Below are 24,979 nucleotides of genomic sequence, written 5' to 3'. Positions count from 1 at the left end.
CGCGGGGGCCGGTGGCGCTCAGGAGTCGCCCGAACCCGGGCCCGGCGCGGCCGAGGGGGTGCCGGGTGCCGGGCCCGGCGACGACCGGCAACTACCGTGCTCCGGGCGCCCCGGCGACGCCCGGGAGCGGCCGCGCACCGGGCCCGGTCACGCGCCGACGGAGCAGTCCGCGGAGCCCGGCAGGATCCCACCCCTGCGGCCCGGCAGCGCTCAAGTTCCCCCGCCGCGCCCCCGCACCCCCCCACCCCCCTGGACCCGCAACGACGCCCTCGTGGCCGGGGCCTCCTGTGCCATCAATCTCCTCAGCTACGTCTTCGTCAGCGACCCCACCGGCCGGCGCGGCATCAGCATCGCCGGGGTCCTCCTCGTCGCGTTCGCCGCCGTGCCCCTGCTCGCCCGGCGCACCCACCCTGTCGCCACCCTCGCCGCCGCCCTGGTCCTCGACGCTGCGGCGTCCTTCGCCCTGCCGCTCTCCACCCACTTCGGGGCCGTCCTCATGGTCGCCCTGTACTCGGTCGCCCGGGCCCGCAGCGGCCTGGTCGCGGCGGGCGCGGTCCTCGTGACCGCCGCGACGAGCCTGCTCAGCCAGAGCGGCGGGCGGGTTCCGCCCTGGCCGGAGGCCATCTCCGCGGTCCTCTCGCCGCTCATCGTCGTCGGCGCCGCCCTGGCCGTCGGCCGCTGGCAGCGCGAAGTGGACGCCAACCGCCGGCTCCTCGCCGACCGCGCCGTGGCCGACGAGCGCCGCCGCATCGCGCGGGAATTGCACGACATCGTGGCCCACCACATCACCACCATGCAGCTCATGGCCGGCGGCGCCCGCGCCAACCTCGCCCACCCCGAGGTGGCCCGGGACGCGCTGGTCACCCTGGAGGCCTCCGGGCGGCTCGCGCTCGGCGAGATGCGCCAGCTCCTCGACGTACTGCGGGCCGGAGACGAGCCGGAATCCGCACCGGCCCAGCCCCAGCCCGGCGCCGACGACCTCGAACGCCTGGTCGACGAGGCCCGGTTCGCCGGGCTGTCGACCGGGTTCAGCGTGCACGGGGCGTCGCGCCCGCTGCCTCCGACCGTCGGCCTCACCGTGTTCCGGGTCGTCCAGGAGGCCCTCACCAACGCCCGCAAGCACGCCGGGTCCGCCCACGCCTGCGTACGGCTGACGTACCGTCAGGACATGGTGAGCGTCGAGGTGTTGGACGACGGTGAAGGCGCGGCGTCCTCGAATCCCGGCTCCGGCGGCGGTTACGGCCTCATCGGCATGCGCGAGCGCGTCGCCCTGCACGGCGGCACCCTCACCGCCGGGCCCCGCGCCGACGGCGGATTCGCCGTGCTCGCCGAACTGCCCCTCGCCCCGGACGGGACGGTCGGCACAGCCGTACGGCAAGAAGGAGTACGTCCATGACCGAGGCGCCGATCAAGGTGCTCATCACCGACGACCAGCCGCTCGTGCGGCGCGGGCTTTCGCTGATCCTGTCCCCCGACCCGTCCTTCGAGGTGGTCGGGGAGGCCGAGAACGGGGCGCAGGCCGTCGACCTGGCCCGCCGGCTGCGCCCCGACGTCGTCGTGATGGACATCCGGATGCCCGTACTCGACGGGGTCGCGGCGACCGGCGAGCTGGCCGCCGCCGTGCCCACCTGCCGGGTCCTCGCGCTGAGCACCTTCGACATGGACGAGTACGTCGTGGGCGCGCTGCGCGCCGGGGCCTACGGGTTCCTGCCCAAGGACAGCTCGCCGGAAGACCTGAGCGCGGCGATCCGTACCGTGCACGCGGGCGAGGCCGCGGTCGCGCCGCGCCTGCTCACCCGGCTGATCTCCACCTACGTCACCGCGCCCCGCGACACGCGGCCCGCCCCGGCGGGACTCGGTGAGCTCACGCCCCGCGAGGTCGAGGTGTGGCGCCTCATGGCCACCGGCCTCGACAACACCGAGATCGCCCGCGCCCTGGAGCTGAGCCTGTCCACGGTCAAGAACTACATCACCAGCATCTTCGACAAGCTCGCCGTCCGGGACCGCGCCCAGGCGGTCATCGCGGCGTACGAGTCGGGGCTCGTGACCGCCCGCGCGGCGGCCGGGGAGCAGCCGAAGTGAGGCCGGGCCCCGACACCTTGCCGAGCCCGGCCGGTCTCGGTGGACAAGATGGTCATGGCCGCTCCCACCTGCGCGTCCTTACCCTGGAAGCATGACCCCTCAAGGCATTCCCGATCCTCAGGCCGGCGCGGCCGTGAAAGCCGCCGACCGTGCGCACGTGTTCCACTCCTGGTCCGCCCAGGGCCTGATCGACCCGCTCGCCGTGGCCGGCGCGGAGGGGTCCTACTTCTGGGACTACGACGGCAACCGCTACCTCGACTTCACCAGCGGGCTCGTCTTCACCAACATCGGGTACCAGCACCCCAAGGTCGTCGCCGCGATCCAGGAGCAGGCCGCGACGATGACGACCTTCGCGCCCGCGTTCGCCGTGGAGGCCCGCTCGGAGGCGGCCCGCCTGATCGCGGAGCGCACGCCCGGGGACCTCGACAAGATCTTCTTCACCAATGGTGGCGCGGAGGCCGTCGAGAACGCCATCCGCATGGCCCGTCTGCACACCGGCCGCCACAAGGTGATGAGCGCCTACCGCTCGTACCACGGCGGTACGAACACGGCGATCAATCTGACGGGTGACCCGCGCCGGTGGGCCTCCGACAGCGGCTCGGCCGGGGTCGCCCGGTTCTGGGCGCCGTTCCTGTACCGCTCGCCCTTCCACGCCACGACGGAGGCCGAGGAGTGCGCGCGGGCCCTGAAGCACCTTGAGGAGACCATCGTCTTCGAGGGGCCCGCCACCATCGCCGCGATCATCCTGGAGTCGGTGCCCGGCACGGCCGGCATCATGACGCCGCCGGCCGGCTACCTGCCCGGCGTGCGCGAGCTGTGCGACACGTACGGGATCGTGCTCGTCCTGGACGAGGTCATGGCCGGGTTCGGCCGGACCGGCAAGTGGTTCGCCTCCGAGCACTACGACGTGGTGCCGGATCTCATGACCTTCGCCAAGGGCGTCAACTCCGGCTATGTGCCGCTCGGCGGTGTCGCCATCAGCCAGAAGATCGCCGAGACCTTCGAGCGCCGGCCCTTCCCCGGTGGGCTCACCTACTCCGGGCACCCGCTGGCCTGCGCCGCGGCCGTCGCCACCATCAACGTGATGGAGGAGGAGCGTGTCGTCGAGCAGGCCGCTCACATCGGAGCGACCGTCCTGGAGCCCGGGCTCCGCGAGATCGCCGAGCGGCACCCGTCGGTCGGCGAGGTGCGCGGCATGGGCGTGTTCTGGGCGCTTGAGCTCGTCCGCAGCAAGGAGACCCGCGAGCCGCTGGTGCCGTACAACGCGACCGGGGCGGACAACGCGCCGATGGCCGCGTTCGGTGCCGCCTGCAAGAAGCACGGGCTCTGGCCGTTCATCAACATGAACCGCACCCATGTCGTGCCGCCCTGCAACATCACCGAGGCGGAGGCGAAGGAAGGACTCGCCGTGCTCGACGAGGCGCTGACGGTCGCGGACCAGCACACCGTGTGACGCTTGCGTCCCGATCCGGGGGCAAAAACCCGCTCTCCTTTGTCCGGTTTCCGGGCACCCCATAGGGTGGCCCGAAGCCGGAGGAGGGGAGCGAGTCATGCCCGCTAGCGGAGCGGTCACCCGCAGCACCCTCCGACAACAGATCGCGGACGCGCTCCGTGACGAAGTGCTCGCGGGGCGTATGCGGCCTTGCGAGGAGTTCACGGTCAAGCAGATAGCCGAGCAGTACGGCGTCTCCGCCACGCCCGTGCGCGAGGCGCTCGTCGACCTCTGCGCGCAGGGCCTGCTCGACTCCGACCAGCACCGCGGCTTCCGCGTACGGGCCTTCACCGTCGAGGACTACAAGGGCATCGTCGAGGCGCGGGCCCTGGTGGTCGACGGGATATTCCGGCGGGCCGCGGTCCCCGGCTCCCTGGAGGCGTACGGACCCGCCCTCGTCTCGGTACGCCGCCGGGGCGAGGAGGCCGCGCGGGCCGCGCGCGGCGGCGACCTGAACATCCTGGTCGGCTACGACCTGCGGTTCTGGCGGGAGCTGTGCGCGCTCGCCGGGAACACCTACATCTCCGAATTCCTGCACCGGCTGCGCATGCAGAGCTGGGTGTTCGCGGTCCCGTACCTGCGCAGTCACAGCGACCTCAGCGACTGGCTGTGGACCGGTCACGGCGAGGTCGTCGACGCGCTCGGCCGGGGCGACTTCGAAGAGGCACGGCTGCTGATCGCCGCCTACAACGACGAATCCCTGATGTGGGCGGAGCGGCTCCCCCGGTGATCAACGAACCGGCCGGACAGGTCGAACTGAGCGTTGTCGTCCCCGCGTACAACGAGGAGCAGCGCCTCGCGCCCACCCTGGAGGCGATCCGCGGCCACCTCGGCGACAGCTGCAGCTGGGAACTCATAGTCGTCGACGACGGTTCCGCGGACGAGACCGTGCGGGTGGCCCGCGAGGCCGCCGCCGTCGACCCCCGCATCAACGTCGTCGTCAGCGAGAGCAACCGCGGCAAGGGCCACGCCCTGCGGCTCGGGGTGCTCGCCTCCTACGGGCGCCGCGTCCTGATCACGGACGCCGATCTGGCCACCCCGATAGAGGAGTTGGACCAGCTCGCCAAGGCGATGACCGAGGGCGAGACGGCCGCCGCGATCGGCTCGCGCGCCCACCCCGAGGCCCGCATCGAGGTCCACCAGAGCCGGCTGCGCGAGCTGCTCGGCCGGATGGGCAACCGGCTCATCCGGGCCGTCGCCGTCCCCGGCATCCGCGACACCCAGTGTGGCTTCAAGCTGTTCGACGGCGACAAGGCGCGCGCCGCGTTCGCCGACGCCCGTCTGGACGGCTGGGGCATAGACGTCGAGATCCTCCAGTTCTTCCGCCGCAGGGGCTGGGCGGTCTCCGAGGTGCCGGTGCGCTGGTCGCACCAGGACGGCTCGAAGGTGGGCGCCGCGGACTACGGCAAGGTGCTGTGGGAGCTGGCCCGCCTCAAGGCGCGCGCGGTCCGCCGCGTCGACCTGGTGCTCGGCGCCCTCTACCTGCTCTCCTCCGTCCTGCTCTACAAGAACCTGTGGGGCGACCTCGGGCGGAGCTACCTCACCGACTCGATGCAGGACCAGAACCAGTGGGAGTGGTTCTTCTCGGTCACCGCGGACAACGTGACCCATCTGCGCGACCCGCTGTTCACGACCGTCCAGAATTTTCCGGACGGCGTGAACCTCATGGGCAACACGCCGATGCTGGGCCTGTCCGTGCCGCTCACCCCGGTCACCCTCGCCTTCGGGCCGACGCTCACCTGGGCGCTCGTCCTCACCCTGGGGATGTCCGCGACCGCGTACGCCTGGTACTGGCTCTTCGCGCGCCGGGTGACCGAGAACCGCTGGGCGGCCGGGCTCGGCGGGGCGCTCGCGGCCTTCGCGCCGCCGATGATCTCGCACGGCAACGCACACCCGAACTTCTGCGTCCTGTTCATGATCCCGCTGATCATCGACCGCGCGCTGCGCCTGTGCGAGGGCCGGAACGTGCGCCGCGACGGGGTGATCCTGGGCCTGTTCACGACGTACCAGATCTTCCTCGGCGAGGAGGTGCTGCTGCTCGCCTCGCTGGGCATGGCCCTGTTCGCGCTGTCGTACGCGCTGGCCCGGCGCGAGGTGGCACGGGCCGCGATCCGGCCGCTGGCCACCGGCATGGCATACGCGCTCGGGGTCTGCCTGGTGCTCGTCGCGTACCCGCTGTACCGGCAGTTCGCCGGGGCGCAGAGCTACCACAGCGTGCTGCACGGCGACGATGCTGGCAATTCGCCGCTCGCGCTCATCGAGTTCGCGGGGCGCTCCCTGATGGGCGACGACGCGACCGCCGACAAGCTGGCCCTCAACCGCACCGAGCAGAACGCGTTCTACGGCTGGCCCCTGGTGGCCCTCGCCTTCGCGCTCGTCGTACGGCTGTGGCGCCGGCCGCTCGTCAAGGCGCTGGCGTTCACGGGTGTGGCGGCCGCGGTCCTCTCGCTCGGCCAGAAGATCCGCATCCCGTACACGGACGTGGTTTTCCCCGGCCCCTGGAAGCTGCTTGCCCACAAGCCGCTCTTCGAGTCGGTCATCGAGGGCCGGGTCGCGATGATCTGCGCGCCGGTGCTCGGCGCGCTGGTCGCGCTTGCCGCGGGGCGCCTCGCGCTCAGCCGGGTGCGGGCCGCACAGGTGGCCGGTTTCGCGGCGATCGCCCTTGCCCTGCTCCCGATCGTCCCGACGTCGTTCCCGACGCACGCGCGCCCCGAGGTGCCCGAGTTCATCGCGTCGGGGATGTGGAAGAAGTACGTGAAGCCGGGGGAGTCCCTGGTTCCGGTGCCGCTGCCCGACCCGGGCTCGGCGGAGGCGCTGCACTGGCAGTCGTCGACGGGCCTCAAGTTCTCCGTGCCCGGCGGCTATTTCAACGGCCCCTGGGGCCCGGACCGCATCGGCATCTACGGGGCCTCGCCGCGCTGGACGTCGAACCTGTTCGGCGACGTGCGCTCCGGCAAGCCCATCCCGGACATCGGCAGGGACTGGCAGAAGCAGGCCCGCGAGGACCTCGCGTACTGGCACGCGGGCGTGCTGGTCCTCGCCCCCCAGCCGCAGGCGCCCGAGCTGTACGAGACGGTGACCCGGCTGCTCGGCCGCGAGGGCACGAAGGTGGGCGGGGTGTGGATCTGGGACGTGTCGTCGGCCCGGTGACACCTTCCGGGTCCGGGGTGCGCTCTCACGTCCGGGTATCCGAGTAACGCACGGGTTGGTGGGTAAACCCTCCCGACCGGGGCGCGGGGGATCCAGTCACCTCGCATCAGGAGTTGACGGGCACTCTTCGCGCGGCGTGCCCGGCGCACTACGCTGTCCCGACCATCGCACGAAACGAGTTGAGAGCGAGCCCGTCTTGGCCTGTGACCTGTGGCTGGTCCCCCTCGTCGATGTGCTGTGCCACAGCCCCGACAACCCGTTCGCGGAGGAGATCGCCTCGTACGACAAGGCGCTCGGCGACGCCGGGCTCCCGCCCGTGCCGGTCTTCGCGTACATGCCGGGCCTGTCCGGCGACGTGGCACCGGTCGCGGGGTTCGACTACGACGCGCTGCACTTCCTGCGCCGCGCCTACCTCCTCCAGCTGTGCGGCCTCGCGGTCACGCCCGTCGACGAGCTCGGCGGCGACTACGAGCAGCTCCTGGAGATGTTCGAGACGACCGCCCAGCAGTCGCACCTGGTGTGGCACTACGACCACGCCGGGGCCTACGTGCCGGTCGACTTCGCGATCCCGCTGTCCAACGAGGAGCTCCTCGCGGGCGGCGGACCGCTCGGTTCCGCCCAGGGGCTGCTGCGGGAGCTGGAGTTCGTGGGGCCCGCGATCGGCATAGATCCGGCCAACCCGCCGACCGCACCCGCCCCGCCGGACCGGCCCACCTCGCTCGAAGAGCCGGCCGGACCCATCCCGTACGACGAGAGCCCCTTCGCGCGCGAGCGGCACGTGTGGCTCGGGCTGCACGCGGCGGCGACCCGCAGCCTCGCGCAGGGCTCGATGATCATCTTCAGCTGAACCCGCTGCCGTGGGGCCGCGCCCCGCCCCCGGCGCCCCGGCTACTGGCGCGGCCCCTCCGGCGGCCGCTGACGCGGCATGTTCGGGCGGGTGGCCGGGGGGAGGGGGAAGCGGCCGGGCCCGGGGGCGCCGTCCGCGCGGGGGGCCGCCGCGCTCAGGGTCTGCATGACGAGCGGCGCCGGCCCCGAGCGGAATTCCACCATCCAGTCCGCCGTCTCCGAGCGGATCAGCTCGGTGACGTCCTCGGTGAACCGGCGCAGCAGCGAGAGGCACCGCTCGGCGGCCTCGCTCGCGGTGCCCTCGGTGGGCCCGAGCACCTCCCGCACGCTCTCCGACGCCCAGTCGAACTGGAGGCTCTGGAGCCTGCGCTGCACGGCCTGGGCGGTGGCGACGTCCCTCATCCAGCCCGAGGTGAGCCCGAAGTAGCGGTCGCAGGCCATGCACGCGGCACCCAGCAGCAGACACAGATAGCCCCAGCCCGCCGCGCCCTTCAGGGCGCCGGTCAGATCGAGCAGCGGGAGCACGGCCCCGGCGATCGCGCCGCTCGCCGTGCCGCAGCGCAGGGTACGGGCGCCGCGGCGCTTCCAGAGCCGGTCGGCGAGGTACCAGTCCGCGGTGCGCAGGGCGCCGTCCTCGGCCCAGCGGTACAGCGCGTCGAGGCGTTCGGCCGGCTCGCCCCAGTCGCCGAGCGGGAACGGCCTCCCGGTCAGATCGCCCGTCTGCGCGCCCTCGTCCCGCCGGGCCTGGCCCGGGGGCCCCTCGGGCTGCATGTCCGGCTGGCTCACCCGGCCGCTCCCTCCGCACTGCTGCTGTGACCCTCTGTGACATCGCGTGACGTACGGGCACCTGGATGTGTATCCGGACGTACTGGACGTGTGCTGGACGTAGTAAATGCCGTGTAAATGCGGTGACGCCGTGCGGTCGTCCGCGGTGTGCGCGTGCGTATTGACGCGTACGGACATACCCGACCGCCATTCCTACCGCCGAATGGAGGGCCGAGGGGGCGATATCCAGGTATTTCCGCCCGGAAGTGGCCCTTGATCAGGTATAGGAACCGGCACCGCATCACTCGAAAGAGTTGCGGAGCAGGGCGCCTGTCGACCACGTAGGCTCGGAGTGCCGAAAGAGACAACCGTCCTGCCGACCCGCCTTACCGAAACCTGGAGTGAATCGTGATCCCTGGTGGTGGCCAGCCCAACATGCAGCAGCTTCTCCAGCAGGCCCAGAAGATGCAGCAGGATCTCGCCCTTGCCCAGGAGGAGCTCGCGGCGACCGAGGTCGAAGGACAGGCCGGCGGCGGTCTCGTCAAGGCGACCGTGACCGGCTCGGGCGAGCTGCGGGCCCTGGTCATCGACCCGAAGGCGGTCGACCCGGAGGACACCGAGACCCTCGCGGACCTCGTCGTCGCGGCCGTGCAGGCCGCCAACGAGAACGCGCAGCAGCTCCAGCAGCAGAAGCTGGGCCCGCTGGCGCAGGGCCTCGGCGGCATGCCGGGCCTGCCGTTCTAGGACCGGGCCACCGGCGTGCGCCCGCCCGTGCGGACGTACCCGTGCGCCCGACCTACTGAGGCGGACGCACAGCAACTACCGTAGGCGTCAGAGCAACCCACGAGAGGCGTTCCGTTGTACGAAGGCGTGGTTCAGGACCTCATCGACGAACTGGGCAGGCTGCCCGGCGTCGGTCCCAAGAGCGCGCAGCGGATCGCCTTCCACATCCTGCAGGCCGAGCCGACCGACGTGCGCCGCCTCGCGCACGCCCTGCTTGAGGTCAAGGACAAGGTCCGGTTCTGCGCGGTGTGCGGCAACGTGGCGCAGGAGGAGCGGTGCAACATCTGCCGCGACCCGCGCCGTGACCAGACGGTCATCTGCGTCGTGGAGGAGCCCAAGGACGTCGTGGCCATCGAGCGGACCCGCGAGTTCCGCGGCCGCTACCACGTGCTCGGCGGTGCCATCAGCCCGATCGAGGGCGTCGGCCCGGACGACCTGCGCATCCGCGAGCTCCTCGCCCGCCTCGCGGACGGCACGGTCACCGAGCTGATCCTGGCCACCGACCCGAACCTGGAGGGCGAGGCCACCGCGACGTACCTCGCCCGCATGATCAAGCCCATGGGCCTCAAGGTCACCCGGCTCGCCAGCGGCCTGCCGGTGGGCGGCGACCTCGAATACGCCGACGAGGTCACCCTGGGCCGGGCCTTCGAAGGAAGGCGGCTGCTCGATGTATGACGCCCACGAGGGGTACGAGGAAGGTCAACTCGATGTCTGACGCAACGCTGCACGCGACCAACCAGGACCCGGACTCCTTCGCGGTCCAGATCGCCGACCAGGTCGAGTCCTTCATCGTCGCGGTCACGGAAGTGGCCAAGGGCGACGAGCCCGACAGCGCCGTACCGTTCCTCCTCCTGGAGGTGTCCCAGCTGCTGCTGGCCGGCGGCCGGCTCGGCGCGCACGAGGACATCGTCCCGGACGAGCGCTACGAGCCGGACCTCGGCCCCGAGGCCGACGTGGACGAGCTGCGCGAGCGGTTCGCCCGGCTCCTGGAACCCATCGACGTGTACTCCGAGGTCTTCGACCCGTACGAGCCGCGCAAGGCGCCGGTGGCGTGCCGGATCTCCGACGACCTCGCCGACGTCGTCACCGACCTGCGCCACGGCCTGGCCCACTACCGCGCGGGCCGCACCACCGAGGCCCTGTGGTGGTGGCAGTTCTCGTACTTCTCCAACTGGGGCTCGACGGCATCGGCCGCGCTGCGCGCTCTGCAGTCCCTGGTCGCGCACGTCCGCCTGAACCAGCCGCTCGAAGCGCTCGACGGCCTCGACACCGACGAGGACCTGACGGAGGACGCCCTGGAGGAGGAGGCGGGCCGCGTCATGGTCGAGGAGCTCGCGGGTCCGCTGGGCCTGCGCGACCTCAAGTAGCCCTGTGCGTACGGGAGTTGTGCGCGGGGTCCGGTTCGCCCCCTTGATCCGGCTTGTGTGACCCCGGCCACATCGTCGCGTACAAACGGAATGCCAGGGCAGGCGGGTCTCGCGAGCGGATCGGACAACGCCCGGTGATCAAGTCGTGAGCGGGACATCTCACGAAGTGATACGGCGCGGGCGAATCCGGCCCGCTCGTTAGACTGAGCCGACCGCAGTAATGAACTGAGCGAGGAGCGCACGTGGGCCTTGTCGTGCAGAAGTACGGAGGCTCCTCCGTTGCCGATGCCGAGGGCATCAAGCGCGTCGCCAAGCGGATCGTGGAAGCCAAGAAGACCGGCCACCAGGTGGTCGTCGTGGTTTCCGCGATGGGCGACACGACGGATGAGTTGATCGAGCTCGCGGAGCAGGTGTCACCGATGCCTGCCGGGCGGGAATTCGACATGCTGCTGACCGCCGGAGAGCGGATCTCCATGGCACTGCTCGCCATGGCGATCAAAAACCTGGGCCACCAGGCCCAGTCGTTCACGGGCAGCCAGGCCGGTGTCATCACCGATTCGGTCCACAACAAAGCGCGGATCATCGACGTCACTCCGGGCCGCATCCGGACCTCGATCGACGAGGGCAACATCGCCATCGTCGCCGGGTTCCAGGGCGTCAGCCAGGAGGGCAAGAACATCACCACGCTCGGCCGCGGCGGGTCCGACACGACCGCCGTCGCCCTCGCGGCCGCGCTCGACGCCGAGGTCTGCGAGATCTACACGGACGTCGACGGCGTCTTCACCGCGGACCCCCGCGTCGTGAAGAAGGCGAAGAAGATCGACTGGATCTCCTTCGAGGACATGCTGGAGCTGGCCGCGTCCGGTTCCAAGGTGCTCCTGCACCGGTGCGTCGAATACGCCCGCCGTTACAACATCCCGATCCATGTGCGCTCGTCCTTCAGCGGACTTCAGGGCACCTGGGTCAGCAACGAACCACGTTCCCAGTCGGAAGGCCAGCAGGTGGAGCACGCCATCATCTCCGGAGTCGCGCACGACGTCTCCGAGGCGAAGGTCACGGTCGTCGGGGTGCCCGACAAGCCGGGCGAGGCCGCGGCGATCTTCCGCACCATCGCGGACGCCGAGATCAACATCGACATGGTGGTGCAGAACGTCTCCGCCGCGTCGACGGGACTCACCGACATCTCGTTCACGCTGCCCAAGGCCGAGGGCCGCAAGGCCATCGACGCCCTGGAGCGCTCCAAGCCGGCCATCGGCTTCGAGTCGCTGCGCTACGACGACCAGATCGCCAAGATCTCGCTCGTCGGCGCCGGCATGAAGACCAACCCGGGCGTCACGGCGGGCTTCTTCGAGGCACTGTCCGACGCGGGCGTCAACATCGAGCTGATCTCGACCTCCGAGATCCGCATCTCGGTCGTGACCCGCGCCGACGACGTGAACGAGGCCGTGCGCGCCGTGCACACCGCCTTCGGTCTCGACTCCGACAGCGACGAGGCCGTCGTCTACGGAGGCACCGGGCGATGACCCGCAGACCGGCGCTCACGGTCGTCGGAGCGACCGGGGGCGCCGGTTCGGTGATGCTCCAGATCCTGTCCCAGCATGCCGATGTCTGGGGTGAGGTCCGGCTCGTCGCGTCCGCGCGCTCGGCCGGCCGCAAGCTGCTCGTACGGGGCGAGGAGTGCGAGGTCCTCGCGCTGAGCGAGGAGGCCCTGGACGGGGCCGACGTCGTCGTCTTCCTCGCCCCCGACGAGATCGCCGCCCACTGGGCGCCGGTCGCGGCCGCCAAGGGCGCGGTGGTGGTGGACAGTTCGGCCGCCTTCCGGATGGACCCGGACGTGCCGCTCGTGGTCCCCGAACTCAATCCCCATGCCGTACGGATGCGTCCGCGCGGCATCGTCGCGAGCCCGCACCCCACCACCCTCGCCATGATCGTGACGGTGGGCGCGCTGCACGCCGAGTTCTGCCTGAGCGAGCTGGTCCTCTCCACGTACCAGGCCGTCAGCGGTGAGGGGCAGGCCGGGGTCGAGGCGCTGCGCCGGCAGATCTCGCTGGTGGCCGGGACCGGGCTCGGCACGAGTCCGGGCGATGTGCGCCGGGCCGTCGGCGACGACCTCGGCCCGTTCGCGGCGCCGGTCGCGCTGAACGTGGTGCCGTGGGCCGGGGAGCTCGCCGAGGACGGCTGGTCCTCGCAGGAGCTGGGCCTGCGGGACGAACTGCGCAAACTGCTCGACCTGCCGCGGCTTCCGGTGGCCGCGACCTGTGTGCGGGTCCCGGTCGTCACGACCCACTCGGTCTCGGTGCACGCCCGCTTCGAGAACGAGGTGGACGTCGCGCGAGCCCACGAGATCCTGGCGACCGCGCCGGGCGTGGTGCTCTTCGACGACCCGGCCGCCGGCGAGTTCCCGACGCCCGCGGACGTGGTCGGCACCGACCCCACCTGGGTGGGCCGGGTGCGCAGCTCGCCGGACGATCCGCGCGTACTGGAACTTTTCGTCTGCGGCGACAACCTCCGCAAGGGCACGGCGCTGAACGCCGCGCACATCGCGGAGTTGGCGGCCCGCGAATTCACCGCGCGATGAGGTCCACCGATTTGTAGGATCTGTGAACGCTCTGTGAGCAAGTCGCTGGTCTGTACCACTTGAACTGCGCCAATGCCGTGTTACACGATTCATTTTCCGTGTCCCTGCAACCGCAGTCCGGCATGGAGCGTCTATGCGGTCGCCCCTCAAGGTGCCGTAAAAATCGGGGCATTGGGGAAGAGCGGGTACGGATGAGGGCATGTGGTGCACCGCCAAAAACAGTGTCGTACGCGTACAACCCTGACGGGGAGGAACGTGTCCAACAGGCGTGGCAGAGGTACTCGATTTCCGAGCGGTACCGGCACGCGGTGGCACGGTCGTCCGCCCGCGTCGGCGCCTCGGTGCGCCCGGCGGCATGCCGGTGATCGCGCCCATGCCCGCCACCCGTCCGGCCCGCGTTCCCTCCCAGGCGCCCTCGCGCGAGAGCGCTGACGAGGTCATGGCGGCCGGCACCACTGTCGATCACCTCACCGAGACCTACCGCGCGCACTACCGCTCGCTGCTCGGCCTCGCGGCCCTGCTCCTGGACGACACCGCCTCCTGCGAGGACGTGGTGCAGGAGGCGTTCATCCGGGTCCACTCGGCGCGCAGCCGGGTGCGCGAGCCGGAGAAGACCCTCGCGTACCTGCGCCAGACCGTCGTCAACCTGTCGCGCTCGGCGCTGCGCCGCCGCATCCTCGGCCTCAAGCTGCTCTCCAAGCCGATGCCCGACATGGCGAGCGCCGAGGAGGGCGCGTACGACCAGCTGGAGCGCGACGCGCTGATCAAGGCGATGCGCGGGCTCCAGCGCCGCCAGCGCGAGGTGCTCGTGCTGCGGTACTTCGCGGACATGACGGAGGCCCAGGTCGCCGAGACGCTCGGGATATCCCTGGGCTCGGTGAAGGCGTACGGATCGCGGGGCATCGCCGCCCTGCGGATCGCCATGGAGGCACCGGCATGACGGGCCCGGACAGGAACGGCGACAGGAACGGCGACAGGCGGCCGGGGGACGGCGGCACCCATGGGGAACATGGTGCCTACGGAAACCGTGGCGCCCACGGAGAGCGTGGTGTCCACCGAGAGCGTGGCGCCCACGGGGAGCAAGGGAAGAGCGGGCCGGACCAGCGGCCCAGGAATGACCTGAACGACCTGACTGGATACGGATTCGTGGACAAAACGCCGGAAATGAACAGCACCGGCAACCTCCCCTTCAACCTCCCGCCCGCCTCGGCGGGCCCGGACGCGGCCGACGAACTCGCGGTGCGCAGGCTGCTGCACAGCGCGGTGGACGACCTGATGCCCTCGGAGGGGGCACTCGACCATCTGCGGGCCGCGGTGCCCGTGCGGCGGGCCCGCAAGCGGCAGGCCGTCGTCGGCTCGGTCGCGGCGGCCCTCCTGGTGGCCACCGCCGTACCGGCGTTCATCCACGTCGCCAACACCTCGGGCAGCGCGGACGACCGGCCCGCCGTCGCCGGACACGGCGAGCAGACACACGGCAGCACCGCGGGCTCGGTCTCCGGCAGCGCGGACGGCGTGCAGGAGAGCACCCCGCCCTCCGGCAGCGGCAGCCCGGCAGGCACTCCCGGCAGCGCTGGCCGTACGCCGCAGCCCAGCAAGGGCACGACGGGCGCCACGGCCGGCGGTGCGACCGGGGCGGGCAGCGGGCCCGTGCAGGCGAACTCGCCGGTGTGCGAGGCGGGCGAGCTGAGCGTGAAGTCGGCGAGCGTCGGCAAGCCCGACGCGACCGGCAAGGTCTACGGCGCCTTCCGCATCGTGAACGCGTCCAGCAAGCAGTGCGCGATAGGCGGCGCCGGCAAGTTCAACGTGCAGGCGCAGGGCGCGGCCAACCCGGCGAAGATCACCGTCGTCGAGCACGCGGCGGGCGACCCGGCCGCCGGGCTCCCCGACCCCTCGCAGGACACCACGCACCTGGTCCTGAAGCCGGCCGCGGCGTACGAGGTGCGGTTCGCCTGGGTGCCGTCGGACACCTGCCCCAAGGCGCCGCCCTCGCCCGACCCGAGCCCGTCGAACGGCAGCTCCGGCAGCACCAGCGGAATCGTCTCCCCGACGACGGCGACGGCCGCCGGCGGCCAGACCGCCCAGCTCGGCGCGGACGGCGGCTCGCCCACCGCCACGGCGGACGGCACGGTCGCGGTGACCCACGTCGCCGAGCCGGGCGCCCCGTCCGCGGAGGCGAAGATCCCGAACGCGTGCGCCGGAACGATCTACAAGACGGGCGTGCTGGACGCGGGAACACCGTCGGTGGCCCCGCAGCAGTAGCACCTGCCGGAAGAGAAATATTGGGGACGGCTCCTCGTTCGCGGAGGGGGAGGAGCACGAAGGGGGGCCCGCCTGGTGGCGGGCCCCCCTTGCTTCATGTCCTCGGCCTACTTGGCCAGTGGGGCGGCGGGCGCGTCAGCCGTCCCGGCTTCGCTCTCGGTCTCCGTCTCGGGGGCGAGTGTCTCGGAGGCGAGTGTCTCGGGGGTGAGCCCGAGCTCGGCGTCCTCCAGGGCCTCGGCCTCGCGCCGGACCAGCCGGAACCACATGAACACCACGAACCCGGCGAAGACGAACCACTCGCCGGTGTAGCCGAGGTTCTGGAACGCCTTGAGGTCGAGCCCGCTGTTCTGCGGGGCGCTGGCGGGGACGGGAGTCATGCCCCCGTCGGCACCGGGCAGCGTCACCCAGGCGTCGTACACCTGGTACGGAACCAGGTTGACCAGGGCCGCGGCGCTGATCATGCCGACCTGGCCCTGCGGGAGCCCGCCCTGTGCGTGCACCCCGTCGGAGCCGGCGTTCTCGGAGGCCTGCAGTACGCCGGTGACGTCGACCTCGCCGGCGGGCGCGGCCGGGGCCTCGGCGCCCCGCGGGATCCACCCTCGTACGACGGGTAGCGCCTTGCCGCCGTCCGTACGGAGCATCGTCAGGACGTAGCTGCCCGACTTGCCGTCGACCTCGCGGTCGGGCACCAGGAACTGCTCGGCGTACCGTCCGCGCGCCTCGGCGGGGCGGCCGGAGGTGCGCTGGTCCACCGGGAGCAGGTCCGCGAGCGGTTCGGCCTTCCGGGTGGCGGGGTCGGGCGCCTTCTCCGCCGCGTCGTGGGACTGCACGCGGTCCTCGAAGCGGCCCAGCTGCCAGCTGCCCATGAAGATGCAGACGGGGATGGCGAGCAGGACGAAGACGTGGATTCCCCACCAGCGGGGTGTGAGCAGGAACCGGTACACAACCACCACGGTACGGAATCCCGCCGGGGGGTGGGGCTGCGGGGTCCCCGCAACTCCCCCGGGGCCCCGGCCCCGGGCCCCCTCGGAGGCTCCGCCCCCGGGCCCCCGAGCTGGTCACTTCGACTGCGGGCCGTCGTTGGCCGGTCGCGCAGTTCCCCGCGCCCCTAGCGGCATGCGGTACGGGCATACCCAGCCTGTCATGGGGGTCCCCCCCTGGCCCTTAAGGCCTTCGGGGAGTTTGAGGACGAGCGCCCTTAAGGTGCGATACGGGGTCTGGGGCGGAGCCCCAGGAGTCCAGCTCAGCCCTCCATCCCCCGGCGGGTTTCGGGAAGGGGCGGGGTGGGGGATCTCACCCCGCCAAGTGGCGGGCCGCGAAGTCGAGTTCCAGGCGGACCTGCTTGATTCGTTCCTCCACCACCAGCGAGCCGTGCCCCGCGTCGTAGCGGTAGACCTCGTGCGCCGCCCCCCGGGCCACCAGCCGGTCCACATAGTTCTCCACCTGCCGGATCGGACAGCGCGGGTCGTTCACCCCGGCGGAGATGTAGACCGGCGCCCGCACGGCGTCGACGTACGTCAGGGGCGACGAGGCCCGGAAGCGGTCCGGAACCTCCTCCGGCGTGCCCCCGAGCAGCGTCCGGTCCATCGCCTTCAGCGCCTCCATCTCGTCGTGGTACGCCGTGACGTAGTCCGCGACCGGCACCGCCGCGAGGCCGAGCGCCCACGCGTCCGGCTGCGTACCGAGGCCAAGGAGCGTGAGGTAGCCGCCCCAGGAGCCGCCCGCCAGGATGAGGCGGGCGGGGTCGGCGAGGCCCGAGGAGACCGCCCAGTCGCGGACCGCCGCGATGTCCTCCAGCTCGATGAGCCCGACCCGGTGCTTGAGCGCGTCGGTCCAGGCCCGCCCGTACCCCGTGGAGCCCCGGTAGTTGACCCGGACCACCGCATAGCCGTGGTCGATCCAGGCGGCAGGTCCCGAGGCGAACGCGTCGCTGTCGTGCCAGGTCGGCCCGCCGTGGATCTCGAACAGGGTGGGGAAGGGGCCGTCGCCGGCCGGGCGCTGGACCAGGGCGTGGATGCGGCCGCCGGGCCCCTCCACCCAGGCGTCCTGCACCGGCACGGACCCCGGCGCCTTGAACCCGGGCGGGTCGAGCACGACCTCGCCCGTCGTGGAGCGCACCTCGGACGGGCTGGCCGCCGACGACCACAGGTACTCCACCGTGCCGTCGGGCCGGGCGGTGGCCCCCGACACCGAACCCGCCGGGGTCTCGATCTCGATCAGCGAGCGCGTCGCGAGGTCGAAGCGGAACAGGCCGCTGCGCGCCTCGAAGCTGTGGACGACGAGCAGCCCCGAGCCGTCCGGGTACCACTCGGCGGACACGTCGCCCGGCAGGTCGAGCGCGAGGTCGGTCTCCTCACCGGAAGATACGTCCCAGATCATCGGCTCCCAGCGGCCGCGGCGCTGGTGCGCGATCAGCAGCCGGGTGTCGCCCGCGAGCGGCGCGAACCCGAGGACCTCAAGGCCCAGCTCCTCGGTGCCGCCCTTGGTGTCGTCGAGCTCGGCGACCGCCGTGCCGTCCGGGCGCACCACGCGCAGTGCCGAGTGCATCGCGTCGCCGTGCTCGGTGTGCTCGAAGGCGATCAGCGTCCCGTCGTGCGACAGGTCGCCCACGCCCGCCGACTCCCGGTGCCGGTAGATCTCGGCGGGCGCGGAGCCGGGGCGTACGACGTGGATCGTGGAGCCGTCGTCGTCGGTGGAGCGGCCGACCACCGCCGTGCCGTCCCGGCCGAGCGCGAGGCCCGCCGGGTAGGACGGGTCGAGCCCCGGCACGGCCGTCTCGTCGGCGCCGCCCGTGAAGGGCTGGCGGCGCCACACCCCGAACTCGTCGCCGTCGGTGTCGTCGAACCACCAGATCCACTGGCCGTCGGGGGTCAGCACCCCGTCGGTGGTGCCGTTGGGCCGGTCGGTGGCCCGGCGCTGGTCGCCGGTCGTCCGGTCCCAGGCATACAGCTCGTACGTCCCCGTCGCGTTCGACACGAACAGTGAGCGGTCCGGGGCGTCCTCCGCCCAGTCGGGAAGCCCCACCCTCGGCGCCCTGAACCGCTTCTCCCACTCCGGCATCTCGTTCATGCCCCCATCATGCGCCGCGCCGCTCGGCCGGGGTGGCCGGGGTTTCGACTGCGGGCACGTCGGGCGCCGATTGCGCAGTTCCCCGCGCCCCTATCGCCGTCTTTGGCCTCGGGCCGTGCGTGGTTGCTCGCGCAGTTCCCCGCGCCCCTTAACGGCATTGGTGCTGGCCAGCACCGGCATCTTGGAATCCAGCTCGCACACCCACACCCCCGGAGGGTCTCGGGAAGGGGCGGGGAGGGGGCAAACCCGGGGCTAACCCACCAGCTCAGCGAAGCGCGGCACGTCCACGTTCCCCCCGCTCACGATCACCCCCACCCGCCGCCCCCGGTACCGCTCGGCCAGAGCAGCCGCCCCGGCCAGCCCCAGGCACCCCGTCGGCTCCACCACCAGCTTCATCCGCGACGCGAACAGCCGCATGCAGGACACCAGTTGGGCGTCCGAGGCCGTCACGATGTCCGTCACGCGGTCCCGGATCACCGGGAAGGTATGCGCACCCAGGTGCTGCGTCTGGGCGCCGTCCGCGATCGTCGCCGGCGTGTCGATGTGCACGATCCGCCCCGCCCGCAGCGAGCGGCGCCCGTCGTCGCCCGCCTCCGGCTCGACCCCGTACACCTCGCAGGACGGCGAGAGCGCGCCCGCCGAGAGCAGGGTGCCCGACAGGAGGCCGCCGCCGCCGAGCGGCACGAACAGCGCGTCGAGGGGGCCGGTCTCCTCGAAGAGCTCCTTCGCGGCGGTGCCCTGGCCGGCCATCACATGGGGGTGGTCGTACGGCGGGATCAGCGTCAGGCCGCGCTCCTCGGCGAGGGCTGCGCCGATCTCCTCGCGGTCCTCGGTGTAGCGGTCGTACGGGACCACGCTCGCCCCGTACCCCTGGGTGGCGGCGAGCTTGGCCGCAGGCGCGTCGTGCGGCATGACGATGGTCGCCGGGATGCCGAGCAGGGACGCGGCGAGCGCGACGGCCTGGGCGTGATTGCCGGACGAGAAGGCGACCACGCCCGCCCGGCGCTGCTCCGCGTCGAATCGCGACAGCGCGTTGAACGCGCCGCGGAACTTGAAGGCCCCCATCCGCTGGAGGTTCTCGCACTTGAAGAAGAGGCTCAGGCCGAGCTCGGCGTCGGTGAGCCGCGAGGTCAGGACCGGGGTGCGGTGGGCGTGCGGGGCGATCCGCTCATGGGCGCGGACCACGTCGTCGTACGTCGGCAGCTGTTCCATGCCTGCCGAGCGTACGGCGCGATCACTGGGCCGGGCGCGCGTCCGCAGGAGTCTGGGCCTGGGCCGGGGCCTGGGCCGGGGTGACCTGCGGGGCCGGGGCGGCCGCGGCGGGCGCCGGGTCGCCGGAGTCCTCCCGCATCGCCTTGGTCTCGCTCTTGAGGATGCGCAGGGACTTGCCCAGCGCGCGTGCAGTGTCGGGCAGCTTCTTCGAGCCGAACAGCAGGATCAGTACTACGGCCACGATCAGCAGATGCCAGGGCTCCAGCCCGTTGCGCAGGAACATCCCGCCGTCCTCCCTCGTTCGCGTCCTACAGCCGTTTTCGTCCAGCCGATTTCTTCGTACGGCTGGGGCTGATGGCTCTCAGTGAGACTTGCTACATTGCGCAACTGTACAACCAGAGTGTGCGACTCACCGTCTCCTCTACAGAAGAGGCGTGAATGAGGGATGAGGGGTCCGATGGCGGGCAGCCACAAAGCGGGAGCGGCAAGCAGGCGCGAGAGCGGCAGCTCCGCCGCGCCACGGCGCCGCAACAAGCGCAGCCGCGCCCGCATCGCCGGGGTCGCGGCCCTGTCGGTCGTCGTCCTCGCGGTCGCCGGAGGCGGCTGGATCTACTTCCAGCTGAACGGCAACATCAAGACCTTCGACGACGGCGGAGTCTCCGCCAACCGACCGGCCGCCTCCACCAACGGCTCGAACGTCCTGATCATCGGGTCCGACACGCGCTCCGGCGACAATGCCGAGTACGGCCACGGCACGGGCGACGTCGGCCGCTCGGACACCGCGCTCCTGCTGCATGTGTACTCCGACCAGAAGCACGCCGTCGCGGTGTCCATACCCCGCGACTCCCTGGTCGACATACCCCCGTGCAAGCTGCCGAACGGGACGTGGACCAAGGAGAAGCACGGTGAGATGTTCAACTCGGCCTTCGAGGTCGGTGAAACGGTTCAGGGCAACCCGGCCTGCACCCAGAACACCGTGGAGAAGCTGACCGGTCTGCGCGTGGACCACACCATGGTCATCGACTTCGCGGGCTTCGCGAAGATGACCGAGGCCGTCGGCGGCGTCCAGGTCTGCGTACCCAACGACGTCTACCAGGGCGACCTCAACCCCAAGCTGGGTCACAAGGGCAGCCTGATCTTCTCCAAGGGCCCGCAGACCGTGTCCGGCCAGAAGGCGCTCGACTACGTACGCATCCGGCACGGCATAGGCGACGGCTCCGACATAGGCCGCATCCAGCGCCAGCAGGCCTTCGTCGGCAGCCTGATCAAGAAGGTCAAGGGCAACGGGCTCGACCCGACCACCCTGCTGCCGCTCGCCACCGCGGCCACCAAGTCGATGACCGTGGACCCGGGCCTCGGCTCGGCGAACAAGCTGATCTCGTTCGCGATGTCCATGAAGGACATCGACCTGCACAACACCAAGTTCGTGACCCTGCCCTGGCGGTACGAGGGCGCGCGCGTCGCGGTCGTCAAGCCCGAGGCCGACGCGCTGTTCGCCGCCCTCAGGGCGGACCGTACGGTCGACGGCCAGGACGCCGCGGGCAAGGGTGGGAAGGCCGCGCCGAGCCCGTCCGCCTCCGCCCCGGCGCCCGCCTCCGGCCAGGGGATCAGCGTCGCCGTCTACAACGGCACCGTCGAGAAGGGCCTCGCGGGCAAGGCCGCCGAATCCCTCAAGGCCGCGGGCTTCACGGTGACCGGCGCGACGACCGCCGCCACCCAGGACTACACGCACACCGTCATCCAGTACGGCGCGAACGACGAGGCCAAGGCCAAGACGCTCGCCACGCACTTCCCCGGCGCGCTCATGCGCCCGTCGAAGACGCCGGGCCTGAACGTCATCCTCGGCACGCAGTACAAGGAGAGCGGAGCGGACGCGGCGCCCAGCGCGCCCGCCTCGGTCCCGCCGTCCGTCGCCGACAAGGCCCGCTCGGCCGACGACAACATCTGCTCCAACCTGTCGTACGGGTAGGACGCGCCCCCGCGGGTAAGGGGCGCGCCCAGAGCAGGCAAAGGGACGGGGCGCAGAAGTTATGCGGAAGGTAAAGGCGTTCGCCTCGCGGTCGCCTGAACCTCCCGGTCCGTTCACATGCGACTCATAGCTTCGCCGCCATGACACACAAGGCAATGAAGGTGCTCGCGGTGTTCGCGGCCGCCTCCGCGGTCGCCGCGGGCTCGGCCGTCACCGCCAACTCCGCGCCCCAGCACGGCGGTCACGGCGGCGGTCGCGAGATACGCAACGTCATCTACCTGCTCGGGGACGGCATGGGCCGCACCCACGTCACCGCGGGCCGCGAGCGCTACTACGGCGCCCAGGGCAAGCTGAACATGGAGCGCCTGCCCTACACCGGCGCGGTCGCCACGTACGCCGTCGAGAAGGGCAGCGACCGGCCCGCCCTGGTGACGGACTCGGCGAGTGCCGCGACCGCCTGGGCCTCGGGCGTCAAGACGTACAACGCCGCGATCGGCGTGGACAGTTACGAGAAGAAGCGTGCCACGCTGATGGAGCAGGCCAAGGCGGCCGGCTTCGCCACCGGCAATGTCTCGACCGCCGAGATCACCGACGCCACGCCCGCCGCCCAGTTCAGCCACGCGCTGCTGCGCGGCTGCCAGGGGCCGACGTACTCGGACGCGGCCTGCCTGCCGAAGAACGCCGACGGCAGCTACGAGAAGGCGCCCGCGGACAAGACGCTGATCACGCCGATCGCCGAGCAGATCGCCCGCAACGGCACCGCCGACGTGGTGCTCGGCGGCGGCCTCGCCCGCTTCGAGCCGGACGACCAGCAGGCGCTCCAGAAGCAGGGCTACCAGGTGCTCGGCTCGTTCGGCGACCCCAAGTTGCCCGCGCAGACGGCCGATTCGCAGAAGGTCGCCACCAAGGCCGACCTCGACAAGGCGCGCGGCAAGAAGGTCGTCGGGCTCTTCAACCGCGGCAACCTGACCGTCGAGCAGGCGAAGGCATCCCTGCCCGCGGGCGCCCCGCAGAAGCAGGAGCCGACGCTCGCCGAGATGGCGAAGAAGTCGATCGATCTCCTCGACGGCCGCTCGAAGAAGGGCTTCTTCCTCCAGGTCGAGGGCGCCCAGATCGACAAGCGCTCGCACGCCAACGACGCCGCTCAGACGCTCGCCGAGGTCAAGGCGTTCGACGACGCGGTGAAGGCGGCCACCGACTTCGCTAAGAGGGACGGCCACACGCTGGTCGTCGTCACCGCGGACCACGAGTGCGCGGGCTTCAACATCATCGAGAAGGGCACGTACACCAACGCCGAGTCGGTGGCGCCCCCGGCCAACACGGACGCGGGCAACCCGGCGAACAACTCCCTTCCCTCGCGCGCCACGTCGGGCGCCAAGGACCCGGCCCGCTCGTCCGGCATCGTGAACGGCGCGGGCGCGGGCGACGCCAGGAACTTCGGCCCGGCCACCTTCCGCACCCCGGACGACCCGAAGAACGTCAAGGACGGCAGCCCCGAGGCGAGCCTGTGGCTGACGTACCTGTCCGGCAACCACACCGGCGCGGACGTCCCGATCTTCGCGTACGGCCCGGGCGCGGACCGCTTCGCGGCCAGCCAGCTCAACACCGACCTGTACGGGAAGATGTACGGCTCGCTGTTCGGCCGCTCGCCCCGCGGCTGACCCCGCCCCGCCGACGAGGGGCCGGGGGCAGGCAGTCCCCGGCCCCTTCCGCACGAGTACGCAGGAGCCGTACGCCATGAGACGCATCGCAGCCCCGGCCGTCCTGGCCGCCCTCACCCTCGCCCTGGTCACGGCCTGCGGCGGCTCCGGCTCCGGCGGGGACAAGGCCGAAGGCGCCCCGAGCCCCGTCCCCTCGGTGAGCTTCGCGGCACCGAAGCAGGCCGCCGCCCCCGCCGCGTACCGGAAGCTGGCGAAGGGTGAAGTGCGCCTGGAGCAGGGCCCGTTCACGGACCGGGTGAAGGTCGCGGGCAGCGCCCTGGCCGCCGGATCCACCGTGACCGGCCACCTCGCCGTCACCTCGGACGTCAGCGAACTGATCGCCCTGGAGCTGAGCGCCGCCTACTACGACGCCGACGGCAAGCTGCTCGGCGCCGGCTCGTTCCAGTACGCGGAGGAGGGCCACGACGACCACAAGGGCGCCCACACCCCGGCCGCCGAGGGCCCCGGCATCGACTTCAGGATCCAGCCCAGGGAGCCGCTGACCGGCACGCCCGCCGGCGCGGTGCTCTCCATCCCGGTGCTGGTCAACGAGTAGCCGAACCGCGGGAGTTCCGGCCTGAGTTCAGATCCGGGCGGCCATGGCGTCGAGCTCGTCGTCCATGTCCGGGCCCGCGTTCCAGCTGCCCACGCCGATCTCCGCGGTGATGCCCGGACCGAAGCCGGCGATCACGCCGCGGGCGCCGTCGGTCATGCCGCCCTCGTCGAAGAGGCGGGCCAGGGCGTCGAAGACCACCGAGCTGGCGATGTTGCCGCGCTGGGTGAGGGTGGTGCGGCTGAAGCGGAACATCTCGGGGCCCAGCTCCAGGAAGTGGCACAGGTCGTCCAGGATGCGCGGGCCGCCGGCGTGGATGATGTAGAAGTCGAGCGCCCCGACCTCCCAACTGTGCTGTTCCACAAGGGATTTGAGGGCAGGGGCGAGCATTTCCATCGTGCCCGGGACCCGCTTGTCGAGCTGGAAGTGGAAGCCCGTCTCGCGCACCGCGTACGAGATCCAGTTCTCGGTGTCCGGCACCAGGTGCGAGCCGTTGCGCTCGATCCGCATGCCGGTGCCGCCCTCGCCGCGTACCACCGCGGCCGAAACGGCGTCCCCGAACAGGCCGTTGGACAGCAGCGAGCCCACCCCGATGTCGGTGGGCTGGTAGAGCAGGGAGCAGAACTCGCACGACACGATCAGCACGTTGGAGCCGGGGTAGGCCTTGATGAAGTCGTGCGCGCGGTTGATCGCGGCGCCGCCCGCCGCGCAGCCGAGCTGGGCGATGGGCAGCTGCCGGGTGTCGGTGCGGAAGCCCATCGTGTTGATCAGCCAGGCGGTGAGCGAGGGCATCATGAAGCCCGTGCACGACACGTAGACGATCAGGTCGATGTCGGCGGGCTCGACCTCGCCGTGGGCGAGCGCCTCGCGCACCACCGCGGGCACCCGTCTCTTGGCCTCGGCCTCGTACACCTGATTGCGGACTTCGAACCCGGGGTGGGCCAGAGTGTCTTCGAGGGGTTGGACCAGATGGCGGGTCTTGACGCCGGTGTTCTCGATGAGGCGCAGGACGAGGTCGCGCTGCGGGTGCCCGTCGTGGGTCTCGCGGGCCAGCGCCAGGGTCTGCTCCTGGGTGATGACGTGGTCGGGCACGGCGACCGCCGGTCGGCACAGGGTGGCCATCTAAGTTCCCTTCGTTGACGGGGGGCCGGTCA

General features: G+C 71.5%; 22 protein-coding genes. 16 read left to right on the top strand and 6 right to left on the bottom strand.

All coding sequences use genetic code 11. From position 1 onward, the window contains the following. Nucleotides 1-271: 271 nt before the first annotated feature. The 6 genes from ABD346_RS22645 to ABD346_RS22620 all read left to right on the top strand — a co-directional run bounded on the left by ABD346_RS22645 (nt 272) and on the right by ABD346_RS22620 (nt 7,571). Entirely contained in the window at nt 272-1,396 is a 1,125-nt protein-coding gene (locus ABD346_RS22645; RefSeq protein WP_344377138.1) for a sensor histidine kinase, read from the top strand. Then, nucleotides 1,393-2,082 (top strand): response regulator, encoded by a 690-nt coding sequence (locus ABD346_RS22640; RefSeq protein ID WP_344377136.1) that lies wholly within the window; start codon nt 1,393-1,395, stop codon nt 2,080-2,082. Before ABD346_RS22645 ends, ABD346_RS22640 begins: the two co-directional genes overlap by 4 nt. Nucleotides 2,083-2,173: 91 nt before the next feature. Then, complete coding sequence (locus ABD346_RS22635) at nt 2,174-3,535, top strand: aspartate aminotransferase family protein (RefSeq protein ID WP_344377134.1); 1,362 nt, start codon at nt 2,174-2,176, stop codon at nt 3,533-3,535. Between the two features lie 97 nt (nt 3,536-3,632). Continuing rightward, nucleotides 3,633-4,304, top strand: coding sequence for a GntR family transcriptional regulator (locus ABD346_RS22630; RefSeq protein ID WP_344377133.1), 672 nt, complete (start codon nt 3,633-3,635; stop codon nt 4,302-4,304). Continuing rightward, nucleotides 4,301-6,724 carry a dolichyl-phosphate beta-glucosyltransferase gene (locus tag ABD346_RS22625; protein ID WP_344377131.1) on the top strand — a complete coding sequence of 808 codons (2,424 nt, stop codon included), beginning with the start codon at nt 4,301-4,303 and terminating at the stop codon, nt 6,722-6,724. Before ABD346_RS22630 ends, ABD346_RS22625 begins: the two co-directional genes overlap by 4 nt. 196 nt (nt 6,725-6,920) lie before the next feature. Further along, nucleotides 6,921-7,571: a hypothetical protein gene (locus ABD346_RS22620; protein ID WP_344377130.1), complete on the top strand. Its 651-nt coding sequence runs from the start codon at nt 6,921-6,923 to the stop codon at nt 7,569-7,571. A 41-nt stretch (nt 7,572-7,612) separates the two neighbouring features. Here the strand turns inward: ABD346_RS22620 and ABD346_RS22615 are convergent, their stop codons facing one another. After that, nucleotides 7,613-8,356 (bottom strand): SLATT domain-containing protein, encoded by a 744-nt coding sequence (locus ABD346_RS22615; protein ID WP_344377128.1) that lies wholly within the window; start codon nt 8,354-8,356, stop codon nt 7,613-7,615. A gap of 387 nt (nt 8,357-8,743) precedes the next feature. Here ABD346_RS22615 and ABD346_RS22610 point away from each other — a divergent pair, with 387 nt between their 5' ends. The 7 genes from ABD346_RS22610 to ABD346_RS22580 all read left to right on the top strand — a co-directional run bounded on the left by ABD346_RS22610 (nt 8,744) and on the right by ABD346_RS22580 (nt 15,322). Beyond that, nucleotides 8,744-9,079: a YbaB/EbfC family nucleoid-associated protein gene (locus ABD346_RS22610; RefSeq protein WP_344377127.1), complete on the top strand. Its 336-nt coding sequence runs from the start codon at nt 8,744-8,746 to the stop codon at nt 9,077-9,079. Between the two features lie 114 nt (nt 9,080-9,193). Next, nucleotides 9,194-9,793, top strand: coding sequence for a recombination mediator RecR (gene recR, locus ABD346_RS22605; protein ID WP_161248166.1), 600 nt, complete (start codon nt 9,194-9,196; stop codon nt 9,791-9,793). A gap of 32 nt (nt 9,794-9,825) precedes the next feature. Further along, nucleotides 9,826-10,485 (top strand): DUF5063 domain-containing protein, encoded by a 660-nt coding sequence (locus ABD346_RS22600; protein ID WP_344377125.1) that lies wholly within the window; start codon nt 9,826-9,828, stop codon nt 10,483-10,485. A gap of 242 nt (nt 10,486-10,727) precedes the next feature. Beyond that, entirely contained in the window at nt 10,728-12,008 is a 1,281-nt protein-coding gene (locus ABD346_RS22595; RefSeq protein WP_189961838.1) for an aspartate kinase, read from the top strand. After that, complete coding sequence (locus ABD346_RS22590) at nt 12,005-13,063, top strand: aspartate-semialdehyde dehydrogenase (protein ID WP_344377123.1); 1,059 nt, start codon at nt 12,005-12,007, stop codon at nt 13,061-13,063. The genes ABD346_RS22595 and ABD346_RS22590 overlap by 4 nt, the downstream gene beginning before the upstream one ends. A 268-nt stretch (nt 13,064-13,331) precedes the next feature. Then, nucleotides 13,332-14,003 (top strand): SigE family RNA polymerase sigma factor, encoded by a 672-nt coding sequence (locus ABD346_RS22585; RefSeq protein WP_344377121.1) that lies wholly within the window; start codon nt 13,332-13,334, stop codon nt 14,001-14,003. Nucleotides 14,004-14,227: 224 nt separating this feature from the next. Continuing rightward, nucleotides 14,228-15,322, top strand: a complete 1,095-nt coding sequence (locus ABD346_RS22580; protein ID WP_344377119.1) for a hypothetical protein — start codon at nt 14,228-14,230, stop codon at nt 15,320-15,322. Between the two features lie 107 nt (nt 15,323-15,429). Here ABD346_RS22580 and ABD346_RS22575 read toward each other — a convergent pair whose 3' ends face one another. The 4 genes from ABD346_RS22575 to tatA all read right to left on the bottom strand — a co-directional run bounded on the left by ABD346_RS22575 (nt 15,430) and on the right by tatA (nt 19,886). Beyond that, nucleotides 15,430-16,266, bottom strand: coding sequence for an SURF1 family protein (locus ABD346_RS22575; RefSeq protein ID WP_344377184.1), 837 nt, complete (start codon nt 16,264-16,266; stop codon nt 15,430-15,432). A 349-nt stretch (nt 16,267-16,615) separates the two neighbouring features. Beyond that, on the bottom strand, nt 16,616-18,391 hold the full coding sequence (locus tag ABD346_RS22570; RefSeq protein WP_344377117.1) for a S9 family peptidase: 1,776 nt from the start codon (nt 18,389-18,391) through the stop codon (nt 16,616-16,618). Between the two features lie 252 nt (nt 18,392-18,643). Continuing rightward, nucleotides 18,644-19,603, bottom strand: a complete 960-nt coding sequence (locus tag ABD346_RS22565) for a threo-3-hydroxy-L-aspartate ammonia-lyase (protein WP_344377116.1) — start codon at nt 19,601-19,603, stop codon at nt 18,644-18,646. Nucleotides 19,604-19,625: 22 nt separating this feature from the next. Then, nucleotides 19,626-19,886, bottom strand: coding sequence for a Sec-independent protein translocase subunit TatA (tatA, locus tag ABD346_RS22560; protein WP_344377115.1), 261 nt, complete (start codon nt 19,884-19,886; stop codon nt 19,626-19,628). Nucleotides 19,887-20,060: 174 nt separating this feature from the next. Here tatA and ABD346_RS22555 point away from each other — a divergent pair, with 174 nt between their 5' ends. From ABD346_RS22555 to ABD346_RS22545, 3 genes are all read left to right on the top strand, one after another. Beyond that, a complete protein-coding gene (locus tag ABD346_RS22555; protein ID WP_344377113.1) occupies nt 20,061-21,572 on the top strand; it encodes an LCP family protein in 1,512 nt (503 codons plus the stop codon). 140 nt (nt 21,573-21,712) lie between these two features. After that, complete coding sequence (locus ABD346_RS22550; RefSeq protein ID WP_344377112.1) at nt 21,713-23,233, top strand: alkaline phosphatase; 1,521 nt, start codon at nt 21,713-21,715, stop codon at nt 23,231-23,233. Between the two features lie 76 nt (nt 23,234-23,309). Further along, the gene (locus tag ABD346_RS22545) at nt 23,310-23,828 is read left to right on the top strand and encodes a hypothetical protein (RefSeq protein WP_344377110.1); all 519 of its coding nucleotides are present in this window, start codon (nt 23,310-23,312) and stop codon (nt 23,826-23,828) included. 27 nt (nt 23,829-23,855) lie between these two features. On the opposite strand, the gene ABD346_RS22540 is transcribed toward ABD346_RS22545, so the two are convergent. Next, nucleotides 23,856-24,947: a type III polyketide synthase gene (locus tag ABD346_RS22540; RefSeq protein ID WP_344377108.1), complete on the bottom strand. Its 1,092-nt coding sequence runs from the start codon at nt 24,945-24,947 to the stop codon at nt 23,856-23,858. Nucleotides 24,948-24,979: the final 32 nt, after the last annotated feature.

The sequence above is a fragment of the Streptomyces mauvecolor genome (assembly GCF_039532965.1).
Taxonomy (GTDB): domain Bacteria; phylum Actinomycetota; class Actinomycetes; order Streptomycetales; family Streptomycetaceae; genus Streptomyces; species Streptomyces violascens.
The sequence above is the reverse complement of the archived record's forward strand: the minus strand, read 5'-3'. Positions and strand labels throughout refer to the sequence as shown.